This window comes from Bryocella sp., assembly GCF_058498515.1.
In genome coordinates, this window is record NZ_JBMHYI010000021.1 from 155,829 (window position 1) to 181,269 (window position 25,441).

The 25,441-nt window shown below is 63.1% G+C and carries 21 protein-coding genes; 10 read left to right on the forward strand and 11 right to left on the reverse strand.

All coding sequences use genetic code 11. From position 1 onward, the window contains the following. Window positions 1-47: 47 nt before the first annotated feature. From AC5E6W_RS06585 to AC5E6W_RS06595, 3 genes are read right to left on the reverse strand one after another with little or no spacing between them, the layout of a single operon-like run. Window positions 48-2,096 (reverse strand): glycoside hydrolase family 88 protein, encoded by a 2,049-nt coding sequence (locus AC5E6W_RS06585; protein ID WP_491751470.1) that lies wholly within the window; start codon window positions 2,094-2,096, stop codon window positions 48-50. After that, window positions 2,093-4,882 carry a glycosyl hydrolase gene (locus AC5E6W_RS06590; RefSeq protein ID WP_491751471.1) on the reverse strand — a complete coding sequence of 930 codons (2,790 nt, stop codon included), beginning with the start codon at window positions 4,880-4,882 and terminating at the stop codon, window positions 2,093-2,095. Before AC5E6W_RS06590 ends, AC5E6W_RS06585 begins: the two co-directional genes overlap by 4 nt. 1 nt (window position 4,883) lies before the next feature. Continuing rightward, a complete protein-coding gene (locus AC5E6W_RS06595; RefSeq protein ID WP_491751472.1) occupies window positions 4,884-6,866 on the reverse strand; it encodes a glycoside hydrolase family 35 protein in 1,983 nt (660 codons plus the stop codon). A gap of 191 nt (window positions 6,867-7,057) precedes the next feature. On the opposite strand from AC5E6W_RS06595, the gene AC5E6W_RS06600 reads away from it, so the two are divergent. From AC5E6W_RS06600 to AC5E6W_RS06640, 9 genes are all read left to right on the forward strand, one after another. Next, complete coding sequence (locus AC5E6W_RS06600) at window positions 7,058-7,372, forward strand: L-rhamnose mutarotase (protein WP_491751473.1); 315 nt, start codon at window positions 7,058-7,060, stop codon at window positions 7,370-7,372. A gap of 91 nt (window positions 7,373-7,463) precedes the next feature. Next, window positions 7,464-8,900, forward strand: coding sequence for an aldehyde dehydrogenase family protein (locus AC5E6W_RS06605; RefSeq protein WP_491751474.1), 1,437 nt, complete (start codon window positions 7,464-7,466; stop codon window positions 8,898-8,900). A gap of 168 nt (window positions 8,901-9,068) precedes the next feature. Then, entirely contained in the window at window positions 9,069-10,304 is a 1,236-nt protein-coding gene (locus tag AC5E6W_RS06610; protein WP_491751475.1) for a sialidase family protein, read from the forward strand. A 141-nt stretch (window positions 10,305-10,445) separates the two neighbouring features. Further along, on the forward strand, window positions 10,446-11,600 hold the full coding sequence (locus tag AC5E6W_RS06615; RefSeq protein ID WP_491751476.1) for a four-carbon acid sugar kinase family protein: 1,155 nt from the start codon (window positions 10,446-10,448) through the stop codon (window positions 11,598-11,600). Between the two features lie 14 nt (window positions 11,601-11,614). Continuing rightward, window positions 11,615-12,601, forward strand: a complete 987-nt coding sequence (gene pdxA / locus AC5E6W_RS06620; RefSeq protein WP_491751477.1) for a 4-hydroxythreonine-4-phosphate dehydrogenase PdxA — start codon at window positions 11,615-11,617, stop codon at window positions 12,599-12,601. 9 nt (window positions 12,602-12,610) lie between these two features. Next, window positions 12,611-14,155, forward strand: coding sequence for a sodium:solute symporter family protein (locus AC5E6W_RS06625; protein ID WP_491751478.1), 1,545 nt, complete (start codon window positions 12,611-12,613; stop codon window positions 14,153-14,155). Between the two features lie 16 nt (window positions 14,156-14,171). After that, entirely contained in the window at window positions 14,172-14,966 is a 795-nt protein-coding gene (locus tag AC5E6W_RS06630; protein ID WP_491751479.1) for an HpcH/HpaI aldolase family protein, read from the forward strand. After that, window positions 14,966-16,117 (forward strand): iron-containing alcohol dehydrogenase, encoded by a 1,152-nt coding sequence (locus AC5E6W_RS06635; RefSeq protein WP_491751480.1) that lies wholly within the window; start codon window positions 14,966-14,968, stop codon window positions 16,115-16,117. The genes AC5E6W_RS06630 and AC5E6W_RS06635 overlap by 1 nt, the downstream gene beginning before the upstream one ends. Window positions 16,118-16,174: 57 nt before the next feature. Next, complete coding sequence (locus AC5E6W_RS06640) at window positions 16,175-16,723, forward strand: adenine phosphoribosyltransferase (protein ID WP_491751481.1); 549 nt, start codon at window positions 16,175-16,177, stop codon at window positions 16,721-16,723. Between the two features lie 74 nt (window positions 16,724-16,797). Here AC5E6W_RS06640 and AC5E6W_RS06645 read toward each other — a convergent pair whose 3' ends face one another. Continuing rightward, entirely contained in the window at window positions 16,798-18,072 is a 1,275-nt protein-coding gene (locus tag AC5E6W_RS06645; RefSeq protein ID WP_491751482.1) for a GGDEF domain-containing protein, read from the reverse strand. Window positions 18,073-18,292: 220 nt separating this feature from the next. Between AC5E6W_RS06645 and AC5E6W_RS06650 the strand changes: the two genes are divergently transcribed. Then, complete coding sequence (locus AC5E6W_RS06650; protein ID WP_491751483.1) at window positions 18,293-18,997, forward strand: anthranilate synthase component II; 705 nt, start codon at window positions 18,293-18,295, stop codon at window positions 18,995-18,997. Window positions 18,998-19,150: 153 nt separating this feature from the next. On the opposite strand, the gene AC5E6W_RS06655 is transcribed toward AC5E6W_RS06650, so the two are convergent. The 7 genes from AC5E6W_RS06655 to AC5E6W_RS06685 all read right to left on the reverse strand — a co-directional run bounded on the left by AC5E6W_RS06655 (window position 19,151) and on the right by AC5E6W_RS06685 (window position 25,297). Then, entirely contained in the window at window positions 19,151-20,368 is a 1,218-nt protein-coding gene (locus AC5E6W_RS06655) for an MFS transporter (RefSeq protein WP_491751484.1), read from the reverse strand. A 111-nt stretch (window positions 20,369-20,479) separates the two neighbouring features. Beyond that, the gene (locus AC5E6W_RS06660) at window positions 20,480-20,863 is read right to left on the reverse strand and encodes a VOC family protein (RefSeq protein WP_491751526.1); all 384 of its coding nucleotides are present in this window, start codon (window positions 20,861-20,863) and stop codon (window positions 20,480-20,482) included. Between the two features lie 81 nt (window positions 20,864-20,944). Beyond that, window positions 20,945-21,925 (reverse strand): type II secretion system protein, encoded by a 981-nt coding sequence (locus AC5E6W_RS06665; RefSeq protein ID WP_491751485.1) that lies wholly within the window; start codon window positions 21,923-21,925, stop codon window positions 20,945-20,947. A 24-nt stretch (window positions 21,926-21,949) separates the two neighbouring features. Next, window positions 21,950-22,645: a hypothetical protein gene (locus tag AC5E6W_RS06670; RefSeq protein WP_491751486.1), complete on the reverse strand. Its 696-nt coding sequence runs from the start codon at window positions 22,643-22,645 to the stop codon at window positions 21,950-21,952. Beyond that, window positions 22,642-23,328 carry a hypothetical protein gene (locus AC5E6W_RS06675; RefSeq protein ID WP_491751487.1) on the reverse strand — a complete coding sequence of 229 codons (687 nt, stop codon included), beginning with the start codon at window positions 23,326-23,328 and terminating at the stop codon, window positions 22,642-22,644. The genes AC5E6W_RS06670 and AC5E6W_RS06675 overlap by 4 nt, the downstream gene beginning before the upstream one ends. Beyond that, window positions 23,325-24,086, reverse strand: coding sequence for a PilN domain-containing protein (locus tag AC5E6W_RS06680; protein WP_491751488.1), 762 nt, complete (start codon window positions 24,084-24,086; stop codon window positions 23,325-23,327). Before AC5E6W_RS06680 ends, AC5E6W_RS06675 begins: the two co-directional genes overlap by 4 nt. Next, the gene (locus tag AC5E6W_RS06685) at window positions 24,086-25,297 is read right to left on the reverse strand and encodes a hypothetical protein (RefSeq protein ID WP_491751527.1); all 1,212 of its coding nucleotides are present in this window, start codon (window positions 25,295-25,297) and stop codon (window positions 24,086-24,088) included. Before AC5E6W_RS06685 ends, AC5E6W_RS06680 begins: the two co-directional genes overlap by 1 nt. Between the last annotated feature and the right edge of the window lie 144 nt (window positions 25,298-25,441).

The window sequence follows — 25,441 nt, forward strand, 5'->3', positions numbered from 1 at the left end:
CTGCGACCTCGCAAGAGACCGCAGCCCGTTTGTTCGCGAACACCCGCTCATGGCTTGTAGGGAGCCACCGCGTCGCCCTTCGCGGACAAGTCCTTCGCCACAGGATCATGCTTCAGCGCCTTGAGGCCACTCACCACGGCCTCCGCGTTGATCGTCGCGCCAGCCGCGGTCGTGTGCGTATGTCCATCGCCGAACAAAGGCGTCGTGGCATCGTGCCCCAGCGCATCGTACTTGCGCCCGACGATCTCGTTCAGATCGATGAAGTCGACATGGTCGCGTGTAGCAATCTCTCTTGCCCAGCCCTGGTAGGAGTCGGCCTGCCGCTGCACGTGCCCATCCTTCCAGATATTGCGCGGCACCAGCGAGCAGAGAATCGGCGTAGCTCCCTTCGCACGTGCCTCCTTCACATACTCGTCGAGATAGTGCCCGAAGCTGTAAACCGTCTCGTGCACATGGCGCAAAGGGTTGTCGATCTCCTTCGCCTCATCGCCGACGCCATGGATGCTCCCACGTGCGCGGTCCTTGTCGTCCAGCGGGCCTGCATCGTTGTGGCCGAACTGGATCAGGATGACATCTCCGCGCTTGACCAGCTTCAGCGTCTCACCCCAGTGGCCCTCGCTGATGTACGTCCGCGAGCTACGTCCTCCGATGGCACGGTTCACGATGTTCACCTTGGACGTATCGAAGAACTGCGCCAGCTCGTCGCCCCAGCCCATCTGGTTGTGCGCTCCATCGCCATTGCCGTTGCGGACAGTCGAGTCTCCCACCAGGAAGATACTGCGCAGCTTTGGGTTCGCAGGAGTTTGCAGATGCAGCTTCGCATAGAGGCCGGGATCGGTGTTGGCGACCAGGTCCGGCGCAATTGCCGGAGTCACCATGCGGTGCAGCTCCGCAGCCGCCAGCAGGAAGCCTCCCACGCCATAATGGAAGCTAGACGATGGCAGGAAGTATGCAGGCTCCGCTCCTGTCTGCTGGATACCGCCCAACCGGCCATCGGCATAGACATGCTGCGTCACCATCGCGCGCCACGCCCGCTCGATCACCGGCCTGTATGTCGCCGCATCGAGAAAGCCCTCGTTGACGCCATACGCCATGCCAAAGACGATCAGCGCAGAGCCCGAGATCTCCGGTGCAGGGAAGTCCTTCGCATCCAGCAGGCTCGAGTGCCACAGCCCATCAGTGTCCTGCAGCTCTGCCGTGCGCGCCGCCAGCTCCCTCAAATTCTGGATGTAAAACGGTCGTCGCGGATCATCCTTCGGTAGGTACTGCAACGTGCGAGCAAGCCCGCCCATCACCCAGCCTTCCCCACGCGACCAGAAGATCTTCTTCCCGTTCGGTCCCAGCTTGCCCACAAAGCTTGCATCACGCGCATACAGGTGCTCGTCCTTATCCCACATCAGGTCGTAGCTCTTCGCCCACTGCGCGTTCAGGTAGTCGATGTACTTATGTTCACCCGTCGCGGCATACATGCGAGCCCACACCGGCGGAGCCATGAACAGCGCATCGCACCACCACCACGGGATGCGCGGATCGCCAGGTTTTAGTGTTGGCAGATCGATGGTCTGATCGAGGTTCGCGCGCACCGAATCCAGGATGGCCTGGTTCTTCTTGCCACCCTGCAGATACAGCTCCAGGTATGTCTGCGCGATGCTCTCATCGTCCGCGTTAGAAAGCTTGCTGCGGAAGCCATAGTGAAAGCCTTCCGCCATCGACGCCATCGCATCGCGGTACTTCGCGTCCCCCGTCGCATCGGAGGCAGCCATGAAGCCCGCATATAACACACTCTCCGTCCAGATCTGATCCCAGTAAGGGCGCGATCGCGCCAGGTCCCAATCAGCCACCTTGCGGATCATCTTATCGATCGCAGCAGCGTTCAGTGCCGGTGATACATCGGTAGCCAGCGGCCCAGGATCGGCTGGCGCATCGCCAAAGTGGCGGCTCGTGTCCTTGTCGATGCCAGCTTGCATGGCGGGCGTGGGCTGTGGCATCTCCTGCGCGGCGCAGGAGAGCGTAGCCATCGCCACGCTGCCCAGCAGGAACGCGCCGGCACGGCGAATTCGCATCTTCATCATCGGTACCTTAGCCACGCTCGTCATCGTGCCTCCACTTCCAGCTTCACCGTGCCAAGAATGCCCGACGGCAAGGAGTGTACCTTGTCGAGATCCTGCATCTGGAAGCGATCGCCATACTTCGCGATCAACGGCTTATAGTCACGCGGCGGCAATGCAGACCACGCGTTCAGCGCCGTGTTGTACACGTGAATCTCGATGTGGTTCACGCCCTGCTTGAGCAACGCTGTAACGTCGAGCCGATATGGCGGATGCCACAACGCTCCGGCGGCCTTGCCATTGACGGTGATCAGCGCAGCTTCACGGATGGGTGCATTGAAGTAGGCATGCGTGCCCGGTCCCGTGCGTGTGAGCAGTGGGTTCGGTGTGCCATCGGGCAGGAGATCGCTCTTGGCACGCTCCGGTCCCGCCGGAGCATTGGGTGCTCCGGCCTCGGGCGAGCCCCCCTCGACCGCGAGGTACACCTTGCCGCCGGGCAACGTATCTAGCGTCACATCCTGCGAGTAAATAGCCTCACCGGAGTAGTGCTGCGTTGCGCCTGCATTCCAGTCGAAGGGCAACGCCGTATGCTGTTGCTCGTCTGTTCCAACGAAACGAATATCCCATTGACCGCTCAGTCCCGCAAGCGGCGAAGCATTCGTGTGGACCGCCTGTTGCATGCGCCCACCACCGTTCGCGAAGACATACACCCGCGACTCATAAGGTGCCAGTTCGATGCTCACACCGCGCGCTGCGATGTCGCGGCGTGCAATGCCCGAGTCCGGAGACCACTCCTGCCCGCTCGCAAACTTCGTTCCGAAGTCCGCCGTGAAGTGCACGGGCTGATTGGAAGTATTCGCGACAAAGTAGGCATCAGCCCCAGGCATCGTGCGCCGAATGAATCCCACCACGCCGCGATCGTACTCGCTGATGTCGCTCATCGCGAGGTCGGGCTTCACCGCAGCGCTAAGAGCCTTCGTCGCACTCGCAGGATCCGGCGTGAGCACGATGCTCCGCGTTGCCTGTTTCACATCGGCCAGCGGCTTGCCGTCAGGATCGAGTGAGGGCAACTTCTCCATCGCGACGGCATGTCCACCACGGCGTACAAAAGCATCGATCGCCTTCAGTGTCGCAACGGGAATGCGGTCCGTCGGCGGAAGCAGCAGCAGCGTGTGGTCGCCCAGTCCCTGGCGATCGATCGTCTCCGCATCGATGAAGTCGAGGTTATAACCCGCCGACAGCACAGCGCTCATCAGCTCCTTCGGCACCAGCGTCTGCATCGCTCCACTCACCGTCACCTTGCCGGGCGCGAACGCGGTCCACGCATCGTCGGTAGGCAGCAGCAGCGCAACCTGGTTCGCGGCTTTGCCCTGCCGCAGTAGCCAGCTCATACGCGAGAGGTAGTCCGTGACCGCCGGCATCACCGGATGCCATGGGTTGTGATCATTGAAAGCCCCGGCGGCATAGAGGCTCCAGCCAGGCTCGTTCACCTCATGATCCGGCGGTGAGTAAGGCCACCCATGAAAGATCAGCAGGTTCTCGCCGGTAAGGAAATCGATGTCCGCCTCGGCCTTCATATCCAGCGGCGTCGCGCGAAACACCGGAGAGTGCAGCCACGTGAAGGTCTCGCCGCTGGTCACGGCCCGGCCGTTGAGATGATTCGCAGAGGTCGCCCAGCGCAGTGTCGAGAACGCACGCCACTGCGGTCCTTCGCCCTCGGCAAGGTCAACCAGCCGCTCGCTCGAAAGCGTGACCGCCGGCTCGCCGTAGGTTTGCGAACGGAAGCGTGTGCCATGCCCGAGCGCCCAATCGTTGATCTGTGTCAGGTAGTTCTCGTTGATGAGCTCGGTAAGCGTGATGCCCCAGTCATGGCGCACCTTCTCGGCAGCAGGCGTGCCGCCAAGCCAGAGCTCTGGCAGATGCGGCAACAAGTCATAGCCGCGTCGCTTCTTGAACTCCTCGGGCAGCGTCGGCGTCCAGTCCGCACCGTAAGCCTCCAGCGAGTCGGAGAAGATCGCATAGGGCGGAGTCGTTCCAAACGCCTTCACCAGCGGCTCACCGACGGTCTTCAAATGATTCGCAACAGCCTTGTGGCTGAAGGGATCGAGCACAGGACCTTCCGCTCCAACGGCCGCGCGCTTCACCTGCTGGCCCGTGTGGCCATCGATAAACAGCAGCGCGACATGGCCTGCCGGCACAGCATCAATGTGTGAGCCGGTGATCAGCTTCGCCGTTGCGGGATCCCACGTCTTCGCGTTGCCCACAGCAACAAACCGCGCGACAATCTCCTCCGCGTCCGCGAGCTTGGGCATCGGCAGGCTCGTCGCCCCCGCAGGCAGCGGCACGGCAAACAACCGCAGCCGTCGCGCGGCATCCTCCGCCGTGATGTGTGGCCCGCCATACGGCCATCCGCTGCACAGCGTCACATCGATGCGCAGACCCAGGCGCTTACCTTCGTCCTGCGCAAACGTCACCGCGTCCAGCATCTCGGGTGAAAGCCAGTGGAGGTTCTTCAGGTCCTTCGCGGGATCATCGAGGACCTCCGGATACACAAACGCCAGCTCCGCTCCACCAATGCCTGCGGCCTTCATCTGCGCCAGCTCGCGCGCAATCTCCGGCTTCACCACCGCCGGTCCAAACCACCACCACCGCACCATCGGCCGCGCATTCGCCGGAGGATGCTCAAATCCCGCATGCAGCGCGGCGAGACTCTCTGCGGGATAGACGTAACCATGCGCATCGGGCACAGGCGCCGGGTGTTGGGCAATCGCCAGCGATACATTGGCGCACAGCGCGACGACCGCGAGTGCCGGAAGAAGACGGTGCGAACACATACTACTTGCCTCCAGAATTTCCAGCAGAGTGCGGCTGCGAAGCCGCGGGCTTGGGAGTAGCTTGTTCAGCCGGGCCCGGAGCAAATTCATCGCTCGAGCTGGGCTTGCGATGGTGCTCGGGATCCGCAGCGTAGCCTGGCGTCGGTGCGTCGAGGATTGGCTGTGTAAGTCCCGCGAGCTTCGGAGCAGCATCGTTCTTCAGCAGCTCGAAGATCGTGACCTCGTTGCGCCCCTTCTTTAGCCACGGCGCGGGCACATACAACGTCCCCTGCGGGCCAATGTTCCAGAAGCGTCCCAGCGGATGGCCATTGATCCAGATCACCCCTTTGCCCAGCTGACGCACGTCGAGGAACATGTCCCCCGCATCGCTAAGCGTGAAGCTTCCGGCAGCGAAGTGCGGACCCACCGGAGTTGCATGCTTCATCGCAACCGAGCTTGGCGCAGGATCCATGGGCAGCGAGTAAATCTCCCAGCCGCGCAGCGGCGCGCCATCCAGCGAAGCATCGTGAATACCCTTGGTCTCGTCGCGCATCTTCTTCGTCGAGTTCAACCGTCCCAGGTTCTCCACGAGGATGTCGAGCTGCGCTCCCGCTGTCGCAGCGATGGCAAGATGATCCTGGTGGTAGTGGCGATCCAGCGTTCCCACCTGCTTGCCATCGAGATAGATAACGGCGAAGTCCTCGAGGTGATTGAGCGTGAGGGTCGCGGCGCTGGCGGCTTGCTGCAGCTTGGTGCGATAGAGGATGTAGCCATAAGCCTGCCCCACCTGCTCCATTGTCTTAGGCACATCGCTGGTGATCGGCGTAGGCAGCTTGTCCCACAGCGAAGCCGTGGGATGCAGCGTGAATGGCGCGACCGCGATGACGGGCGCTGCATCGGGCACCGGCAGTGGCCTCTCATGCGTGTACTTCAGGATCGTGTCACGGTAAGCGAAGAACTTCTTCGTCGCGTGGCCAGCCTCATCGATAGGAGCGTCATAGTCGTAGCTCGTCACGTTGCCGCGATAGGCCCCGGTAGACTCACTCGCCCCGGCCATCATGCCGAAGCTCGTTCCGCCATGCACCATGTAGATATTCAGCGAGGCCACACGGCTGAGAATCGTCTCCAGGTCTTCTACCTGTGGCGCGGTAGGCCGCGTCTCGTGGGGGTATCCCCACAGGTCGAACCATCCCGGCCAGTATTCCGTCGCGAACAGCGGCTGCCCCGGCCGCTGCTTCGCCAGGATGTCCAGCGCCGCTCCCGCGCGCCCCGTGCCAAAGTTCACACCGGAGTAGATACCATCGATCTCGCCGTTCGCCAGCGCCTTCGACGGGTCGACCGTATACAGCAGGGCATGCGTGAAACCCGCGTCGACGAAGACGTCGCGCATGTGCGCCATGTAGCTGTGGTCGTTCGAGAAGTTGCCGTACTCGTTCTCAATCTGCACCGCCAGAATCGGTCCGCCCAAACCCACCTGCAGCGGCCCCACCTCCTGCACAAGGCGCTTCATCCATCGCTCCACCGGAACCATGAAGGCAGGATCGTTGGTGCGCAGCGCCGTCTTCATCTTCGGGTCGGCCAGCAGCCAGGCAGGGAAGCCGCCGAACTCCCATTCCGCACACGAATAAGGCCCCGCACGCAGCAACACGTGCATGTGCTCTTCCTGCGCGGTCTTCAGGAATGCCACGAGATCATTGTTGCCACTGAAGTCGTACACGCCCGGCTTTGGCTCATGCACGTTCCAGAAGACGTATGTCGCGATAGTGTTCAGCCCCATCGCCCGCGCCATCTGAATACGCTGACGCCAATACGCGCGCGGCACCCGCGCATAGTGGATCTCTCCCGCCAGCACCTCGAACGGCTTACCATCAAGCTCGAAGCGATCTCCCGCGATGGCGAAACGGTGCGCATCCATAGCTTGTTGAGCGGCGGAGCCGAAGGGAACCAGCGACGCCAGCGCGAGAGCGGCGACCGGCAGGGCACGAGAAGAAAATCGAAGGCTCATGAGCGTTGCAATCAACCAAAGTTTTCGAAGCTCAGCCATTATCCGCGAACCGAGAGACACTCGGCAGCCGAAGGGTAAATTATTTTCCTATTGACATCCAAGGAGCGCGAATCCTATCGTCGATGGGTTCCAGCTGGCGGCCAATTTCCCGCGCCCGGCGGGACATGTCGTTCTCGCCAAGGAGATTGTCGTTGCAGCGTGTCTGCTTCCTGCTAAGGGTCCGTCCCGAGAGGATGGAGGAATACCGGGAGCGGCATCGCCACGTCTGGCAGGAGATGCGCGAGGCCCTCACCCGCGCCGGCTGGCGCAATTACTCGCTGTTCCTTGCGCCCGATGGCCTCCTCGTCGGCTATCTCACCTGCGACGACTTTCAGGCCTGCCTGCAGGCGATGCAGGCCGAGGACGTCAACCAGCGTTGGCAGGCGGAGATGGCGCCCTTCTTCCTGAACACCGGCAACGCGGACGACAACATGCATCCGCTCGAAGAGGTCTTCCACCTCGACTGATCAGTCCGTGGAACATGCTGTCGGCGACTGCCCGCGCGTATATCCTCGAACCTGTTCTGCAACAGGTTCGGTCTCTCTCGCCATCATGTCCATGCGCCTCGAAGCCGCTCGCACCGCACAACGACGCTGGGCCGCGCTTACCGTGCAGGAACGCGTACAGCGCCTGCGCCCCATGCGCCGCCTGCTGGCAGCGCGCATGGACGACTTCATCGCAACGATCTCCGCAGAGGTCGGCAAGCCTCCGCTCGATGCACTCTCCGGCGACCTGATGGTCACCCTCGAGCATCTGCACTGGTGCGAGAAGCATGCCGCGAAGGTCCTCGCCCCACGCCGCGTGGGAGCGCCGCCGATCCTCTATGCGGGTTGCCGCTTCACCGAAAGCTGGGAGCCGCACGGCGTCGCACTGGTGATCGCGCCGTGGAACTATCCACTGCAGTTGGCTTTCATCCCCGCGACCACCGCGCTCTTTGCCGGCAACGCCGTCATGCTCAAGTGTTCCGAGTTCACACCGAACACCGCTGCCATGATCGCAGCGCTCGTACGCGATGCCGACCTGCCCGAAGGACTGCTGACGGTAAGCTCCGGCGACGGTAGTGAAGGCGCAGCGCTGCTCGACGCTGGCCCGGATATCGTCTTCTTTACCGGCTCCAGCCACAATGGCCGCGCGGTCGCACAACGCGCCGCGGAAAAGCTCATCCCCTGCGTCCTCGAACTCGGTGGCAAGGATGCCTGCCTCGTCTTCGCCTCGGCCCCGCTCGCTCGCGCGATCGAAGGCGTCTGCTACGCGGCCTTCTCGAACGCCGGCCAGGTCTGTGTCGGAGCCAAGCGCATCCTCGTGCAGCGGCCCCTCTTCAATACATTCCTCCCACGCTTCGTCGAACGCGCAAAGCAGCTTCGCGTCGGTTCCACCCTGACCAGCGACATCGGCCCAATACGCCTGCCTCCCCTGCGACAATCCCTCGCCGCGTGGGCGGACGATGCCATCTCGCGAGGCGCAACGCTGCATACATCCTTCGATCGCGCCTCGGAGAACATCGGCCCGCTCATCTTCTCCAACGTTCCTCCCGAAGCTCGCATTCGCACCGAAGAAACCTTCGGCCCAATCGTCTGGCTCGAGCCGTTCGACGACGAATCCGATGCCATCGCACAAGCGAACGCCTCGTCCTTCGCGCTCTCAGCCTCTGTCTTCACCGGCGATCACGCCCAGGCCGCGCGCATCGCAGGCAGCCTCAACACCGGCAGCGTAAGCCTCAACGATGCGATCCGGCAGGTCGGCAATCCGCAGGCTGTCTTCGGAGGTAATCGCGCCAGCGGCTACGGGCGTTATCACGGTGTCGCCGGACTACAGGCCTTCTCGCGCATCAAGACCGTGATGGATGTCTCTGGAACCGGAACCCACGAGCGCCACTGGTTCCCAGCCTCCACGCGGACGTATCGAGAACTTCGAGCTCTGCTCGACCTGCGCCATGGTAGCGGTTCGCTGGTCTCTCGCATTAAGGCGCTGCTCACCGCACCACGAGAGCCCTAGCCACGAGCGACAGGCAGGAGCAAGCGGCGGAGAAGTCGACAGCACGGCGGGCACAAGAATCCACCATGCGGATTGAAGGTGCGCCGTCATAGATAAAATCGTCTCCAGCGAATTGCTCCATCTCAGCAACCATGGAAGGGATCGGACTTGTCCTCGCATCATGCACCGATGACCACTCGTCGAATCCCCTCAAGCCGCTTAAGCAAGCTCGGACTCGTGTTCGTCGCGGCGCATCTCGCGTCCATGGCGCTCGCGCAGACTGCGCCGCCCATGAAGCCGCTCGTCGACCCCAGCATTGTCGCGCAGGCCGATGGCATCGTCCGCGTCGACAAGTCCGACCCTCAGCTTCGTTACGCCTTTTTGCCCATCGCCTTTCCCAGCTCCCATGCCTCGAACCTGCTCCAGCTGCGTAACGGCGACCTCCTCTGCGTCTGGTTCTCCGGCACCTGGGAAGGCGAAAGCGGCGTCGCCATCGTTCTTTCGCGACTCGATCGCGGCTCGAAGCAGTGGACCAAACCTCTCGTCATCGATCATCACGACGGCCAGTCCTACCAGAACCCCATGCTCTTTGAGGCCCCCGATGGCGTGCTGCATCTGTACCACACCACGCAACCGTCGGACGGCGGCGAGAACCAGGCACGCGTGCTCGAGGTGACCTCGCACGATGGCGGCCACACCTGGTCGCAGCCGAAGCAGATGCTTGAGCGCGCCGGCGCATTCATACGCCATCCCATCGTCGTTCTGCCGGATGGCGCATGGCTACTGCCGCTCACCGTGATGACCAGCGAGGGCATCGGCTCCGGCGCGGACACCAACTTCTCCGTCATGGACATCAGCCGCGATCATGGTGCGACGTGGACCGAGTGCAACGTCCCGCACAGTGAGTCCCTGGTGCAGCCCACAGTCGTGCAGCTCGCACCCCACAAGCTGCTCTCCCTCTTTCGCGACCGCCGCTCACTGTCGATGTATCGCAGCGAATCAACCGACGGCTGCACCTGGACCGAGCCGGTAAAGATTGCTCTGCCGAACAACAACGCCTCGACGCAGATGATTCGATTACACGATGGACATCTCGCGCTGGTCTTCGACAACACAAGCAAGACCTTCGGCGAACCCGCGACACAAGCTCGTAAGCCACTCTCGATCGCCATCTCCACCGACGGCGGCGCGACCTGGGCCGCGGTGAGAGACATCGAGACAGGTCGCCCCGGTTATGGCTCAATCGAAAACAAACCACACATCCCCGGTCGCGAGGAGTACTCCTACCCCAGCGTCTTTCAAACCCGCGACGGCCGCATCCACGTCAGCTTCACCTTCCGCAGGCAGACCATCAAGGACGTAAGCTTCCCGGAGAGCTGGGTACGTGCAGGCTCGACCGTTGGACAATACCGCCCCGTGAAGTGAAATCCCCGTGGTTGCGCGAGGACCACACGAGCGAATAGATTTCAGGAGTGCAGTTGGAGTTTCACAGGTGGGCGACCGAATGAAACGCCCGGAACTCCGGAACGTCGCCCGCTGCAATCCCAGTGACGATCGAGAAAACGATTGCTGAACAACGTTGAAGATCGCCCCAACACGAATCACGCGCCCAGTCTGCGGCTCGCGATCCTTGCCGATGACCTCACGGGCGCCTGCGATGCCGCCGCGCCGTTCGCGATGCATGGCCTCCGCACGGAGGTAGGCGTCGCGAAAAATGCATCTCCATCATCCGCCTGCGACGTATGGTCCTGCAGCACCGAATCGCGCGATGCGGATGCAACATCCGTCGAGCACGCACTGGCACGCCACTTGTTCAACCTGCCTCCGGCAGGGGTGCTCTTCAATAAGATCGACTCCGTCTTCCGTGGCAACACCGTAGCCGAGATCGCGGCGATGCGCCGTCTTCGACCCAACCGCCTCGCGCTGCTTGCGCCAGCCTTCCCGCAGGCAGGTCGCATCGTGCATGACGGCGTGCTGAAAGTTTGCGACGTAGCCGGCGCGCGTACGCTGCCGCTATTCGCCGTGCTCCGCGAGCAGGGCCTTGAGGTCCGCCAGCTCGCAGCAAGCAGCAGCACGCACGAGCTGCGGTCCACGTTGGAGGATCATGCCGCTTCTACCGGCACACTCCTGCTATGCGATGCCCAGTCGCAGCAGCATCTCGACACGCTCGTGGAAGCTGCAAACGATGTCCTCGCCGACCCGCTCTGGATCGGCTCCGCAGGCTTAGCGCATGCGCTCGCAAAGAGTCTCGGCCCCACCGTCTCTATCAAGGATCCGGAAGACCGCGCTCCTCTGGATACAGCAAGGACCGTTCTGATGTTCATAGGCAGCACCCACGCCGTCACCCGTGCCCAGGTGGACGCAATCGCATTGCAGCGTTCGCAGCATGCTCATGTGCGGATCATAGCGGTGCCCCGCGGTGCTTCAGCGCGCGACTGTGTGCTCGATGCGATCTTGGGGTTCGAGCCGCAAGAGATCGGCTGCCTCTTCGTTACGGGCGGCGATACAGCATCGCTCGTCCTCGCGGCGCTTGGCATCACGTCACTTCAGGTGGTGGACGAATTTGCTGTAGGCCTGCCGCGCTGCGTCGCAATCGGTGGAAGGTTCCATGGAGTGCCTGTGCTGCTCAAGTCCGGCGGCTTTGGTGAAACAACCGTGCTGTGCGACATCGCGGAGAGCTTCCGCCCAGCACATGCAGAGGCAGGGAGGAGTTCGTTGTGAGCATAGAGGGAGCCATGCCGCGAATCGCGGTAACGTTGGGAGATCCCGCAGGCGTGGGTGTTGAGGTAACGCTCAAGGCGCTGCAGGACGTGGAGCTGCAGCAAGCCGCGCAGTGGTTGCTGCTCGGCGATGCCGCAACCTTGCGCGCCGGTCAGCGCGTCACGGGAGTGCATCTCGCGGACCTCAGTCCCAACGTGACCTTCGTCGACTGTCGTCAGCTTGATCCCGACGCCGAGATCGAGTTCGGCGCGCTGCGGGCCGAGTACGGCAAAGCTGCTGCGGCTTACGTACACGACGCTACGCTGATGTGCCTCAACGGCGAGGCCGATGCCATGGTGACCGCTCCGCTGAACAAGGAAGCCGTAACGCTCAGCGGAATGCACTTCACCGGCCACACGGAATACATCGCAGAGCTCTGCGGCGCGACCGATTCGCGCATGCTGCTCGCTGGCCGCAAGCTCAGCGTGGTGCATGTGTCCACGCATACCAGCCTGCGCAACGCCTGCAACCTCGATACGGATCGCATCATCCACACCATCGAGCTGGGCAACGAAGCGATGAAGCTGCTTGGTCACGCCGAGCCTCGCATCGCAGTCTGCGGACTCAATCCCCACGCGGGCGAGCATGGCCTCTTCGGCAGTGAAGACGCCGAGTTCATCGCGCCTGCAGTCGAGGCCTGCCGAGCGAAGGGCATCCTCTGCGAAGGTCCCGTCGCGCCTGACACCATCTTCTTCCGCGCCGCAGGCGGCTCGCACGATCTCGTCGTCGCCATGTACCACGACCAGGGCCACATCCCGATGAAGCTCCTCGACTTCGAGGCCACCGTGAATACCTCGCTCGGCATCCCCATCATCCGTACCTCGGTCGACCATGGCACCGCCTTCGACATCGCCGGCAAAAACATAGCTGGTGCAGCCAACATGCAGGCCGCAATGCGCATGGCCCTCACGATGGCCGCACACCGCATCGCAAAATCCGCGAAGCAAACGGTCGGCGCGTAACCGCACATCATGCGAGCTCTCGATCTCCTCGTCATCGCCGCCTATCTCATCGCGCTCGTCGGCATCGGCGCGCGCTTTGCGCGGCGGCAGCGCACCACCGAGGAGTACTTCATCGGCGGTCGCTCCGTGCCGGGCTGGGCGATGGGCCTCTCGCTGCTCGCGACGATCATCACCAGCGTCACCTTCATCGCCTACCCCGGCGCGGCCTACGCGGGCGACTGGTCTCTGCTCGTCCCGGGCTTCATGTTCGTCGCCACGCTGGCCATCGTGGGCGCGGTCATCGTGCCGTTCTTCCGCAGCGTCGTGCGCATGAGCGCGTATGAGTACTTCGGGCAGCGCTTCGGCTCAGGCGTTCGCCTCTATGCCTCGGCCACCTTCGCCGTCGGGCACTTCTCGAAGATGGGCTTCGTCTTCTATCTGCTCTCCCTCACGCTGGGCAGCATGACCGGCTGGCCCGTCGATCGCATCATCTTCCTCACCGCCGCGATCACGGTGCTCTATACGCTGCTCGGGGGCGTGGAAGCCGTCGTGTGGAGCGACGTGCTGCAGGGCTTCGTGCTGTGGCTTGGCATCCTCGTATCACTGGGCTTCCTCCTGTTCCTGCCGAAGCAAGGCCCCAGCGCTGCACTCGGGATGGCATGGCATGCGCACAAGATGAGTCTCGGCAGTACGGCCCTTCGCTTCGACAAGCCGACCATCATCGTGCTCATCGTCTATGGCTTCTTCTTCTATGTGCAGAAGTACACCGCCGACCAGACAGTGGTGCAGCGCTATCTCCTCGCGCGTACGGACCGCAGCGCACTGCGCGGCATCACTCTCGGCGCAGCGCTATGTCTTCCCGTATGGGCCGCCTTCATGCTCATCGGCTCATTGCTGTGGAGCTTCTATCGGCTCACCGGCGAGGCGCTGCCCAAGGGACTGAAGCCCGACCAGATCTTTCCGCACTTCCTCCTCACCCACATCCCACCAGGACTTGCCGGTCTGTTCATCGCCGCATTGATGGGCTCTGCGATGGCCATGCTCGCCTCCGACATGAACTGTCTCGCTGTCATCGGTGTTGAGGACTTCTACGCTCTGGCCAAACCACGCAGCACCGACGCACAGCGCCTGCGTGTCGGCCGCGTGCTCGTCGTCGTAAGTGGCTTCGCGGCAGCCGGCGTCGCGGAGCTGCTGGCGCATACGCATGGCAGTGCCCTCGCGCTCTACTACACCGTGACGGCCATCGTCGCCGGAGGGCTCGCAGGCCTGTTCCTGCTGGCGTTCCTCATCCCTCGTGCGACGAAGACTGGCGCAATCGCGGGCATTCTTGCCAGCCTCGCGCTCACGCTGTGGGCTGTCTTCACTGAGGGCGACAAGATCCTCAACCTTGGCCGCTTCAACTATGCCTGGCATGACTATCTCGTCGGCGCGATCGGCCACGTGTTGTTGCTCATCGTGGGTGTCGCCGTCAGCTATCTCGCTCCGGGAACGCCGCGCCGCACAGATCTTACCTTATCGGGCTGGCGTGCAGGCCAGCCCGCAAGAGATGCCGCTGCGGCGATCGCGCAGCCATGATATTCAGGAGACAAGTATGACCAATCGTCTGCATCGTGCGCTCGCCAAGGCCGAGGGCACTCCACTCATCGGAGCAGCCTGCTATTTCTACGACCCCATCTTTCTTGAGATGGCCATCCACATGGGTTTCAAGGTCATCTGGATCGAGATGGAGCACGGGCACATCACCTTTGCGGAAGCAGCAGACCTCTGCCGCATGGCCGCCGGGCATGATGTGCTGACGATGATCCGCATCGCCGACACGCGGCGAGAGAACATCCTCAAAGCCTGCGAGTGTGGTCCCGACATGATCGACGTGCCCATGGTCGATACGCCCGAGACCGCACAGGAGCTCGTGTACTTCGCCCGCTACCCCACCGAAGGTGGCCGCGGAGCCTTCGGCATCTCGCGTTCCCTGCGCTACGGTCTCGTCGATAGCCTCGCCGAAGCACAGAAGCAGCTGAATGAAGAACTGAGCCTGCTGGTGCAGATCGAGACCAAGGAAGCGCTCGCGCGCATCGACGAGATTGCCGCGGTGCCCAACGTCGACATCTTCATCGGTCCCGCCGACCTCGCAGCATCGCTTGGCCTCGCAGGACAGACCGCGCATCCTGAGGTACAGGCAGCGTGCGCCCGCATCGTGGAGTCCGCGAAGAAGCATGGCAAGAAGATCGTCACCGCATGCGCTCCCGCGGACTTTCCCTTCTGGACCAAGCAGGGCATCGACGTGCTGTTCGCCATCAACGACATCAGCGCCTTGCGCACGGGAGCAAAGCTCGCGCTCGATGCGGCGAGAAAAGCCGTGGCCGAAAGCGCAGGCGGAGCCCGGTGATGAGAACCCTCACGCTGCTGCATCCGCACAAGATCGTCTTTGGTTCCGGCTCACTCGACGACGCGTGCAAGTACCTCGCAGAGATCAAACAGCTGCGCGTCCACATCATCACGTCGCCCTCGCTCGCGGGCCATGCGGAAAACATCGCGGCTCGCCTGCGCGACGCAGCGAAGGCCGCGACCATCGACAGCTCCGTGACCAAGGAGCCCACCATCACCGCATTCCATGAGGCTCTGGCAAAGGCGCGCGATGCACGCGCCGACTGCGTGTTGGGTCTTGGCGGCGGCAGCGCGCTCGATCTAGCAAAGCTCGTCGCGGCGTTCTCAGGTAGCTCGCAACATGTGGAAGAGACCTTCGGCATCGGCCTGTTGAAGGGCCGATCCTGTCACCTCGTCTGCATGCCAACCACCGCAGGCACAGGCAGCGAAGTCTCACCCAATGCGATCCTGCTCGATGAAGAGGCAGCGCTGAAGAAGGGCGTCGTCAGCGAGTTCCTCGTGCCGGACGCCTCCTTCATCGATCCTGAGTTGTCCCGCAACGTGCCGCCGCATGTCACCGCATTCACCGGCCTCGATGCACTCACGCATTGCCTCGAAGCCTATACAAACAAGTTCGCGCATCCGTTCGTCGATGTCTATGCTCTGCACGGCATCGAGCTTTGCGCGAAGCATCTCGCTGCCGCCGTCGCAAATGGAGCTGATCTGGCCGCGCGTGAAGGCATGGCGCTGGCAAGTCTCTGCGGCGGATTCTGCCTCGGTCCTGTGAATACTGCTGCGGTGCATGCGTTGGCCTATCCACTGGGCGGTCAATACCACGTGCCGCATGGTCTCTCCAACGCCGTGCTGCTGCCAGCAGTCTTCCGCTTCAATGCGGAAGCCACTCCCGCGCGCCATGCGGAGGTCGCGATAGCGCTGGGAGCGGAGCACCAGCGGACCGACCTTGAGACGGCCTACGAAGGCGCACGCAAGCTTGAGGAACTGTCGCGAGCCTGCGGCCTCTCCACGGATCTCTCCGCCTATGGCATCGAGCCAGGCAAGATTCCGCAGATGGCGCGAGCCGCTCTCACCGTGCAGCGCTTGCTCAAGAACAATCCTCGCGAACTCACGCAGTCCGACGCGGAGCGGATCTACACGGAGGCGCTCTTCACGTAGCGGCTCTACAATAGAAGGGTTGCGCTGAATCAACGCCAAGGAGTACGTACAACCCTCATGTCCAACGAGCCGAAGGTCATCAACTGCGAGCCGCTCAAGAGCCTCATCCGTTCCGTTCCTGACTTTCCAAAGCCCGGGATTCTCTTCTACGACATCACCACCGTGCTCAAGGACAAGACCGGCTTCGCCGAGCTCATCGACGCATTCGCGCAGTACTACATCGGCAAGCACATCGACCTGGTGCTTGGCATCGAGGCGCGCGGCTTCATCTTCGGCCCCGCGCTCGCCTACCGCCTCAACGCCGGCTTCGTGCCAGTGCGCAAGCCGGGCAAGCTGCCCGCCGAGACCATCACGGTCAAGTACGACCTCGAGTACGGCTCCGACTCCCTGCAGATCCACAAGGACGCCATCGTTCCCGGACAGCGCGTCATCATCGTCGACGATCTGCTCGCCACCGGCGGCACCATGCAGGCCACCATCGACCTCGTAAAGCAGATGGGCGGCGACGTCGCAGGCATCGCCGTCGCGATCGAGCTCGACTTCCTCAAGGGCCGCAACCGCTTCCCCGAATACGACGTCTTCTCGCTGCTGCACTACAACGATTAGCTGCCCAGCGACAGCACAAGAAATGCAAGAGGGGTGATCTCAACGAGATCACCCCTCAATGTTTCTATGCCCGCTTAGCGTGCGATATGCCGAGGGAAGACCCTGACATCCCGAGGGTCGCTCTTGACCGGCAGCGGCGTTGGTAGCGGCGTTGCCGCACGCAGTTCATGCGGCTTCTGGAACAGCGTGATCACGCGATTGCGTCCCTGAGCCTTGGCCTGGTACAGGCAAGCGTCCGCGCGCTCCACCATGGACTGAACGTTATCCACGGCGCCTGTATAGGTGGCCACGCCGATACTCGCCGTGACGCGGACGGCCTCGAAAGCTTCTTCTTTACGCGTCTCTCGCGCCGGCAGCAGGATGCGTGCAATGCTCGCGCGAACGCGCTCGGCGACCAGCAAAGCAGCCTCAGCCGAAGCATGCGGCAACAGCACCGCGAACTCTTCACCACCCCAGCGCCCAAGCACATCGATGCCTCGAACCGAGTCCTGCATCTTCTCTACCGCCGCGCACAACGCTTCATCGCCGGTCTGGTGCCCATAGCGATCGTTGATGTGCTTGAAGCGGTCAAGGTCGACCATCAGGATGGAGAACGGGCTCTCGTTGCGGCGGCTGCGTTCCAACTCGCGCTCACACCACATCAGGAAGACGCGGCGGTTATAGATGCGCGTTAGCGGATCGGTCGAGGCCATCTGTTCCAGGCCGGAAGTCAGGATGGTGGTTGCCATCCAGAACAACCCGAAGCCGACAGCCAGAACCATGCCGACGTGGGCAAGAATCGTGGCTAAAATGGCGGCCCGGCCGAATGAGCTTTGGCCAAACATGCCGACCACGATCGACATGCTGCGCAGAGCCACGAGCGTTGCGAACAGATAGAGCGTCACCGCGACATAGCGTGCCGGCAAGCGGGTCTCGCGGCTCGCCTGGCCGTAGAGAAGAGTCGCCGTCTGGCAGGCCTGGATGACCTCGAGCAGCCGCAGGGTCGAAGCGATGAGATCCGTGCTGTGCCACCACATCAGCGAGAGGCCCATCACAAGGACCAGCACGCACATCAGCGTCACCCCAAGCTTGGGGATCCGCACCTTGCTGTCGATCATCTCCAGCACGGCAATCTGCAGCAGCACCAGCGTACTCAGGCTGAGCAAGCTGCACGCTGCGGCATCGAACTTCACGGGGAGATAGCTGGCCAGCAGAAGCGCAGAACATGCGCCGCTGCCCGAGGCGAATGCGGCTCCCACCCAACCCATGCCGCGCAGCAGAGGGTTGCTGATGCGCACCGCCAGCAGGCCCGCGCTGCCACCTGCGAGAAGTACGGCTCCGAGAATGAGAACAACTTCCAGTGCGGACATCGGAACAATCTGCTCGAAAGCCAAGGATGGTGTTGCTCAGAGGGTGGAAAGTGCTAATGGGCCTTCCATTGTTATCAATTGTTTCGACCTTAACCACCACAACACGGAAGTGGTACCCCGTGCCACGGGTGGCGGATGTTTTGTGTGTCGCCGTTCAAGATCTATGCAGTCTTGTTTCAAAGCGGGACATACCGGCGGTGCGGGGATATCCTAGAGCAGTATGGTCTTCGTTCTCGACAACTACGATTCCTTCACCTACAACCTCGTTCAGTACATCGGCGAGTTTGGGACAGAAGTGTCCCCGGATGCGGCAGAAAATAAACGCAAGGGAAGTGCTCTCTCCGGTTTCGGGAATGCGAATCGCGGCAATCTGGCTCAGATCTGCCGCGAAATCATCGTCAAGCGCAACGACGAGGTCACCCCGGAGCAGATCGTCGCCATGCGCCCCGACCGCATCCTTCTCTCGCCCGGCCCCTGCACCCCAAAGGACGCCGGCATCCTCATCCCGCTGATCGAACACCTTGCCACGCTGCCTGCCGAGGACCAGATTCCTCTGCTGGGCGTTTGCCTCGGCCACCAGGCCATCGGCGCAGCCTTCGGTGGCGATGTCATCCGCGCGCCGAAACTAATGCACGGAAAGACCAGCCCGGTCATCCACGACAACCGCTCGGTTTTCCACGGCCTTCCCCAGCCCATGACCTGCACCCGCTACCACTCGCTCATTGTGGCCGAGGGATCGCTGCCGGAAGAGCTTGAGGTCTCCGCCTGGACCGAGACGACCGTAGACGCCTCAGGCAGGGAAGAGGAACCCATCATCATGGGGCTCCGCCACCGCACGCTCCCCATCGAAGGCGTCCAGTTCCACCCCGAAAGCGTCCTCACCGACCACGGCAAACGCCTCATCGAAAACTTCCTGAGGCAATAACCGTCGTTCGGCCCTACGACCGTCATTCCGAGCGGAGCGAGCAACCCTTGTATCTCGCCAGCAGCGGCAGGAATTTTTCCTAGCGTTCAGCGTCAGCGTCCTGAGTCCTGAGTCAGAGATCCTTTGCTTTTTCTTGAGGGCCAAAGGCCCGATCTAGCGCTGCACAGATGCGCTAGGTCGCCCTTCGTACCCCATCCCCCGCATCACCACAAACATCACCACACAAGCCAGCAGGCTCACCCCGCCATCCACAGACAGCATCCCGCTGAGTCCATGCAGCTTCGCATAGCTGCGGCCATCCAGCACGCCCATGTAGCTGATCGGCAGCACCGTCGCCGCCGTCAGCAGGCCAAACTCCGTCGCTGCCAGCGGGTTGTCGCGCCCAATCGCCTTCAAACAGATCGCTACGGCAGCCGTAAAGCTCATCGCCTGGAAGATATTCTCGCCCAGGAATGCGACGGCAAAGGCCGTAGGCGAAAGCTTTCCGAAGTGCGTCATCAGTAGCAGCGAGAGCGTGAACACGCATCCCGCTGCACCGATGCCGAGGTACAGTGCCAGCGGCCGCAGCCGCCTTGCCAGCACCGGCACCAGCAGGCAGCCCGTAGCTCCCGCAATCGTCAGCATCAGCCCACCCACCCGGCTCACGAAGGCATCGCTCGCATGAAAATCCGCCGCCACACCGCCCAGCGTGTTGGTCAGCGAGAACGACCCCGTCGGAGCCAGGAACAGTGCCAGCGTCAGCAGCACCTCGCGCTGCTTCACCAGCGAACGTAGCTGCTGCCAGAACTCCCCAAAGTGAGCCGCCAGCCGCCGAGCTTGTTCCACCTCGCGCTGCGGCACCGGCATCCACAGGAAGATCAACGCCGGCGAAGCCACCAGCCCACCCAGCGCGAGTCCGGCCCAGCCGGGGCTCAGCAGTCGCAGGCTCTCGCCCGCGGCAAGGGTCATGATGCCGTTGCCGCACAGCGTGGCCACCTGGGTCCACGCGCCCAACCGAGCCTCGATGCGGCCACCTTGGTCCTCTTCGGGCACCAGCGTCGCCAGCCAGCCTCCCAACGCGTTGGAGCTCAACGTCGCCGCAGCGTAGGCCACCATGATCGCCGCCTCAAACGCCACCAGATGGGCGCGGAGGACAATGGCGGCCGCAAGCCCGATTCCGGAGATCAGCGCAAACAGCGTCGCATACCATCGCCGCGAGAACCGCAGATCCAGCACCGGCCCCAGCAGGAAGACCCACAGCCCCCACGAAAAGCACACCGAGCTGATCGCCGCGATCCGCGTCATGCTCACATGCTCCGCCGCCAGCAACTGCGGCAGCGGCAGCACCAGGAACCCACCCATGAACCCGAACGTCGCGTTCGAGAGCCCCATCAGCCAATAGGGAGCCCATCGCCGCGAAGGCGTGGCTGCAGGGAGAAGTTGTGCTGTGCCGCTAATGGGAAGATGCTACCGTAGGCTGCCGATCAGTTCGCTAGTATCGGCTTAGTCCGCCAGCGGCTGCCAAAGCTCCACGCGATTTCCGTCGCAGTCCTTGATCCACGCAAACTTGCCGTAGGACGCTTCCTCGCGCTTCGGGTCGATCCACACACCCTTGGCCTCCAGCTCCGCAAGCAGCCCATCCAGGTCATCGACGCGGTAGTCGATCATCACCTGCTGTGGCCCGTTCTCGCCCCCAGGGCCAAAGTAGGGCGTGTCGGCAGCGAACGCCGACCAGGTGGTCGAGCCAGTGCCCGCGGGAACCTCGTCCTTCCACTCGAACGTCACCCCACCGTACGCGGTCACCTCAACGTGCAGGTGCTCCGCGTACCAGGCAGCCATCGCCTTCGGGTCCTTGGAGCGAAGAAATACACCGCCGATGCCAGTCACTCGAGCCAAAGTCAGTCTCCTGAAACTACCTGTTGCGTGGGGTCAGCCTAGCAGGGTTTTCGACATGGAGGAAAGGGCCATCTACGGAGGCGTCGTCCCTGTAGCTCCGGTCGCGCCGGTGCTCCCAGAGGCGCCCGTCGTCCCCGTGGCTCCAGTAGATCCAGTAGCTCCACTCGCCCCGAACCCGTTCCCCGAGGTCCCCGTCGCTCCCGTTCCTCCGGCTGGTGCATTCGACTGCCCATTCAGTCCCTGTCCGAAGCTGCTCGCATCCGTCGAGGACATGCCCGTGGAGCTTCCGCTGGAGCTAGGAACCGTCCCCGCCGGGCCGCCGCCGCCCAGGATGTTCACATTCGTCTTCAGCAGCTCAATCCGCGGGTCGTACCAGAACTCCCACTTCTCGTAGGTCGTCTGCTTGTTCGGCGTCAGGATGGAGTTGCCGCTCTTCGCCGGACCCACGCCATAGATCACGCCGCCCGAGCTATCGCCAAACATGCCCCCGCCTGTACTTCCTGTGCTACCTGTCGCAGCGGAGCTTCCGCTGGTGGGGGCACCCACCGTCGCGCCCGTCAAACCGCTCGTCAGGGCGGTGCCGGAGCTGACAGTCGTGGTGGCGCTTCCCGGCGTCGTGCCCGTATTCGATACCATCCCCGCAGCCGACCCCAGCCCCGTGCTCAGCCCCTGCAGCTCCTGCCCGAAGAATCCCTTCACTGTCGTCTGCGGAGTATGGATCAGCCGCCAGTCGCTCTTGCCCGTCAGCGGATCCACGTAATGCTGACGCAGAAACCGCACCGTCGTCGACTTCTCCAGCGCCTCCATCGAACCCGGATAGCTGCGGCACTTGCACGCCCGTTGATACAGCTGCAGCGCCCGGACATACTGCTCCGCGCGATGCTCGCTCTCCACTTCCTTCTGCCGCAGCAGATCCTTGGCAATGACTGGCGCCGCTACCGCCAGAGCAATCAGCACCAGCGCCGCCATCACCACGACGGCCATCAGCATGTAGCCGGACTCACCGTTGTGGCGGTGGCTGCGTTGCTTCGCGGATTGGATCGGGAGCTTCATCGGTAGGAATCGCTCGCAAGCGAATTACTGCGTCGACATCGGCAGCGTCTGCTGAAAGTGGTTCGTCAGGTCTTCCATCTGCACGCTGTTGGCGTTGATAGTCAGCACCTTGTACCGCCGCGCCACGATGTCCCCCTGCGAGGCCAGGTACACATCTTCGCCCGAAAGCAGGAACGCCTGCCGCACCCCACCCCGCGTCGCCGTGCCGAAGAACTTCAGCGGCATCGGTGGGCAATTCGGCGGGCAGGGAACTGGCGGCGGAGGTGGCGTGTAGACCACCGGCGCAGCAGCCTTCCCCCGCACCTTGGGCACGTTGGTTGGAATAGCTACCGGCGGCGTGTAAATCAGCGAGAAGATGTTGCGACCCGAGCCCGTGTACACCAGGCTCTCCGTGCGCAGCATCGCGCTCTGGTCCAGCGTCGGATCCAGGCTCGACGACGTGCTCGCCACCCGCTTCGCGGCCACGCCCGGCACCGCGCCCAGGCCGCGGCTTCCGGTCGAGGACGCAGCTCCTGCCTGAGCATCGCCCCCATTGTTCAACAGCTCGCGCGTCGTCGCCGTGTTAGTCGAGGTTGCGGCAGGTGCCGTCGCAGCTGCAGGCCGTGGCGCGTCGGACTCGATGAACTCCGTGTAGATGAAGCGCACGAGCAGGATCGACGCGAGGGTGATCAGCACGCCCGCGGCAATCGTCTTGTTGCGGTTCTGCGTTCCGGCGTTCACTGTGTGCCTCCGGAACTTGCGCTGTTGCCGCCGCTGGCCTTCTTGTCCGAGGCCTCGGCCTCGCCCACCGCTGGCGAGCGCAGGTACGTAGTCATGCGAATGCGCAGGTTCACCAGCCCGGTCTGCTGGCCCGTCAGGTTGATGCCGTTGATCACGAAAAAGCTCTTGTCCCGCTCAAGGGCATTGATGAACTCCACGATCGGCCGATAGTCTCCCGCGACCGAAGCATCGATGCGCACCTGCGTCAGCGCATGCGGCCCCACCAGCACCGGATCATACGCATACTGCGCGCGCACCAGCCGAACGCCGCTGCCCGTCAGGTGTCCCAGCTCGGCCGCCACCTGCGACGTCGCATACGGCAGCCGCTTGGCATAAAAATCATCAGCCTGCCGCGTCGAGCTCTCCAGCTTGGCATCAAGTCCCCGCAAAGGCTTCGCGGCAATCTCCGCCGCATGCAGATGCATACGCTGTGCCGCCAGCGCGTTCTCGTCGTTCGCGTTCAAGCCGCGCCATACAAAGATCAAATGCACAAGCAGGTAAAGCACCAGCACGCCCAGCGCGGCTACCCCCGCAAAGTGCAGGTTCAGCTCCGTCAGCAGGCTCTTGGCACGCTCCGTCAGCTTCGGCACGGGCCGCGTCAGCGACGAACTATTCGGCGGTGGAACGATGACGGCAGTGCTCATCGCGCACCTCCCTGGGGCATTGGGCGAGGCCGGTTATACGGCGATCCCGGCGCGCCATACGGCGGCAACGTCACGCCGGGCCCACGCGATCGTGGACCCGCAGGAGCTGTAGGCTCAGCCGGCGCAGCAACACTCACAGCCTTCGCCTTGGGGAACGGCTGCCCCTCAGGCAATGGGTTGTAGTCGGCCAGGATCTCGAACTCCACGCCCGCCGGACCTGCGGCAGCCATCTGCTGCGGTGTGCCCTGCTTGCTCTGCTGCGTCTCGCTGTTCAACCGCGGACGAAGAAACCGCTCCGAGCGTTCGAGGTTGCGCACCAACTCCACAGCCCTGCCGCGATCTCCCGCCACGCGCAGCCGGATCACCACGCTGCCGTCCGGGTTCACCTGCGGCTCAATCGAAGTGACCTGCACACCCGAAGGAAGCACTCGCTCCAGGTCCATCATCACCGCCGTCCAGCTGAAGCTCTTGCGCAGAAACAGCGCGTTGAGGAAGTGCGCGCGCTCCAGCACTGCCGCATTGTCCGGCTGGTGCATGCGCCGCTCGTTGGAGGCCTTCTCATTCTCGAAGACCAGCGTGCGCGCCTGCAGCTGAGCCATCTGTGCCTTCTGCACATCCAGCTTCTGCTGCATCATGTGCGAGGCCACCGCGATGCCGACGCCCGCGACCACCAGCGCCCCCATCACAATGCGCAGCCGCATCAGGTAGGGCCGCAGCTCCACAAACGGCCGCGTGGCGAGATTGACCGTAATCCGCATTAGCCCTTCAGCGCCCCCACCACGCCTGCCATCCATCCCCGCATCACTCCGCCGGTAGCGGCATCCGCGGCCAGCGCGTCGGTCGCCACCACCTCACGCACCTTAAGTCCCTCGGCCTCGGCGATGCCCTGCTCGTTCAGAATATGGCGCAGCCGGTCAGCGCCCAGCGGCCCCGCGCTCCAGATCGTCTCCGGAGCCACCGCCAGGGTGTCTTCAAAGTATGCCGCGCCCTTGCTCACGGCCTGCGCAATCTCCTCCGCCATCTCCTGCGAAGTCATCTTTCCCGGCATCGGGACCACAACCGTTGCGCTCTGCTGCAGCGCCGCGTGCACGATCTCCGTCACGGCACGCCCGCTCGCATCCTCCGTCAGCGTCCCCATCGAGGTCGGCGCAATCAGGATCGCGTTGTGCGGCTCCGCACTCAAGTCCGCCAGCACCATCGGTCCGTTGTACGCAGAGTCCGCCGGAGAGTTCGTGCGCAACACCGGCTGAACATCCTCAACCGGCCCATCCTCATCGGCCATCACCGCCGGAATATCCGGCAGGTCCGAAGGCGCCAGGTCCACACCCAGATGCAGCAGCAGGATCCCCTCACGCACAATCGCCGTCGTCACGCCCAGCGTGTTCGCATTCACCAGCAGCACCGGCGACGTCGTATCCGCTCCGGCCAGCGCCGCCAGCGTCGAGGGCAGCACAGCTCCCGGCTCGAACCCCGCCTCGCGCGCCACCGTCTCGTACTCGCTCAGCACATCGCGCGGAATCGCCACCGCCAGCACCCGCACGCCCGCCTTGCCCGAGCTCATCACCTGGTAGGTGATCATCGCCTCGTCCGCGTCAAACGGCACCAGCTTCTTCAGCCGGAACCGCACCAGCGGCAGCGCCTCGGTAATCTTGTTCGGCAAGGCATCGAAGTCCAGCAGCAGCACCCGCACCGCGCCATCGGGAATGATCAGGGTCAGGTCCGCGCCGCGCGCGTGGGGCTTGCCGCTCACGCTTTCCAGCGCCCGCCGCAACGCCGCTGTCACAGCCACGCGGTCAACAATATTGCCCGGCTTCAAGCTCGGCAAGACAGCGCCCTCAGCCAGATCCACCTTCGCAACCGCAGCGACAAGCGCTGCAGCTTCAGGCGACCGGGCGGCAACGACGCCTCGCGGACCAATCTCACACGCCAGCCGCGGCCGCGTCCCGGATGCTTTGGGCAAAAGATTCATGCTCAAGAAAAGACTCTACCTAGAGAGTACCGTGCAGCGCGGCTGTTTCGGAGCTCTTGTCCTTTGGACGCTCCCGAACCCTCTTCCGTTATTGAAAGGGAGCGCAGAACGATGAAGATTCACTCTTGAGGAGTGGTGTCACTA

Coding starts and splice junctions, on each gene's coding strand:
- AC5E6W_RS06685 (WP_491751527.1), bottom strand. CDS start 25,297: ATGAATCTTTTGCCCAAAGCATCCGGGACGCGGCCGCGGCTGGCGTGT.
- AC5E6W_RS06640 (WP_491751481.1), top strand. CDS start 16,175: ATGTCCAACGAGCCGAAGGTCATCAACTGCGAGCCGCTCAAGAGCCTC.
- AC5E6W_RS06675 (WP_491751487.1), bottom strand. CDS start 23,328: ATGAGCACTGCCGTCATCGTTCCACCGCCGAATAGTTCGTCGCTGACG.
- AC5E6W_RS06605 (WP_491751474.1), top strand. CDS start 7,464: ATGCGCCTCGAAGCCGCTCGCACCGCACAACGACGCTGGGCCGCGCTT.
- pdxA (WP_491751477.1), top strand. CDS start 11,615: ATGCCGCGAATCGCGGTAACGTTGGGAGATCCCGCAGGCGTGGGTGTT.
- AC5E6W_RS06680 (WP_491751488.1), bottom strand. CDS start 24,086: ATGCGGATTACGGTCAATCTCGCCACGCGGCCGTTTGTGGAGCTGCGG.
- AC5E6W_RS06645 (WP_491751482.1), bottom strand. CDS start 18,072: ATGTCCGCACTGGAAGTTGTTCTCATTCTCGGAGCCGTACTTCTCGCA.
- AC5E6W_RS06635 (WP_491751480.1), top strand. CDS start 14,966: ATGAGAACCCTCACGCTGCTGCATCCGCACAAGATCGTCTTTGGTTCC.
- AC5E6W_RS06595 (WP_491751472.1), bottom strand. CDS start 6,866: ATGAGCCTTCGATTTTCTTCTCGTGCCCTGCCGGTCGCCGCTCTCGCG.
- AC5E6W_RS06610 (WP_491751475.1), top strand. CDS start 9,069: ATGACCACTCGTCGAATCCCCTCAAGCCGCTTAAGCAAGCTCGGACTC.
- AC5E6W_RS06665 (WP_491751485.1), bottom strand. CDS start 21,925: ATGAAGCTCCCGATCCAATCCGCGAAGCAACGCAGCCACCGCCACAAC.
- AC5E6W_RS06630 (WP_491751479.1), top strand. CDS start 14,172: ATGACCAATCGTCTGCATCGTGCGCTCGCCAAGGCCGAGGGCACTCCA.
- AC5E6W_RS06585 (WP_491751470.1), bottom strand. CDS start 2,096: ATGACGAGCGTGGCTAAGGTACCGATGATGAAGATGCGAATTCGCCGT.
- AC5E6W_RS06590 (WP_491751471.1), bottom strand. CDS start 4,882: ATGTGTTCGCACCGTCTTCTTCCGGCACTCGCGGTCGTCGCGCTGTGC.
- AC5E6W_RS06650 (WP_491751483.1), top strand. CDS start 18,293: ATGGTCTTCGTTCTCGACAACTACGATTCCTTCACCTACAACCTCGTT.
- AC5E6W_RS06655 (WP_491751484.1), bottom strand. CDS start 20,368: ATGGGGCTCTCGAACGCGACGTTCGGGTTCATGGGTGGGTTCCTGGTG.
- AC5E6W_RS06625 (WP_491751478.1), top strand. CDS start 12,611: ATGCGAGCTCTCGATCTCCTCGTCATCGCCGCCTATCTCATCGCGCTC.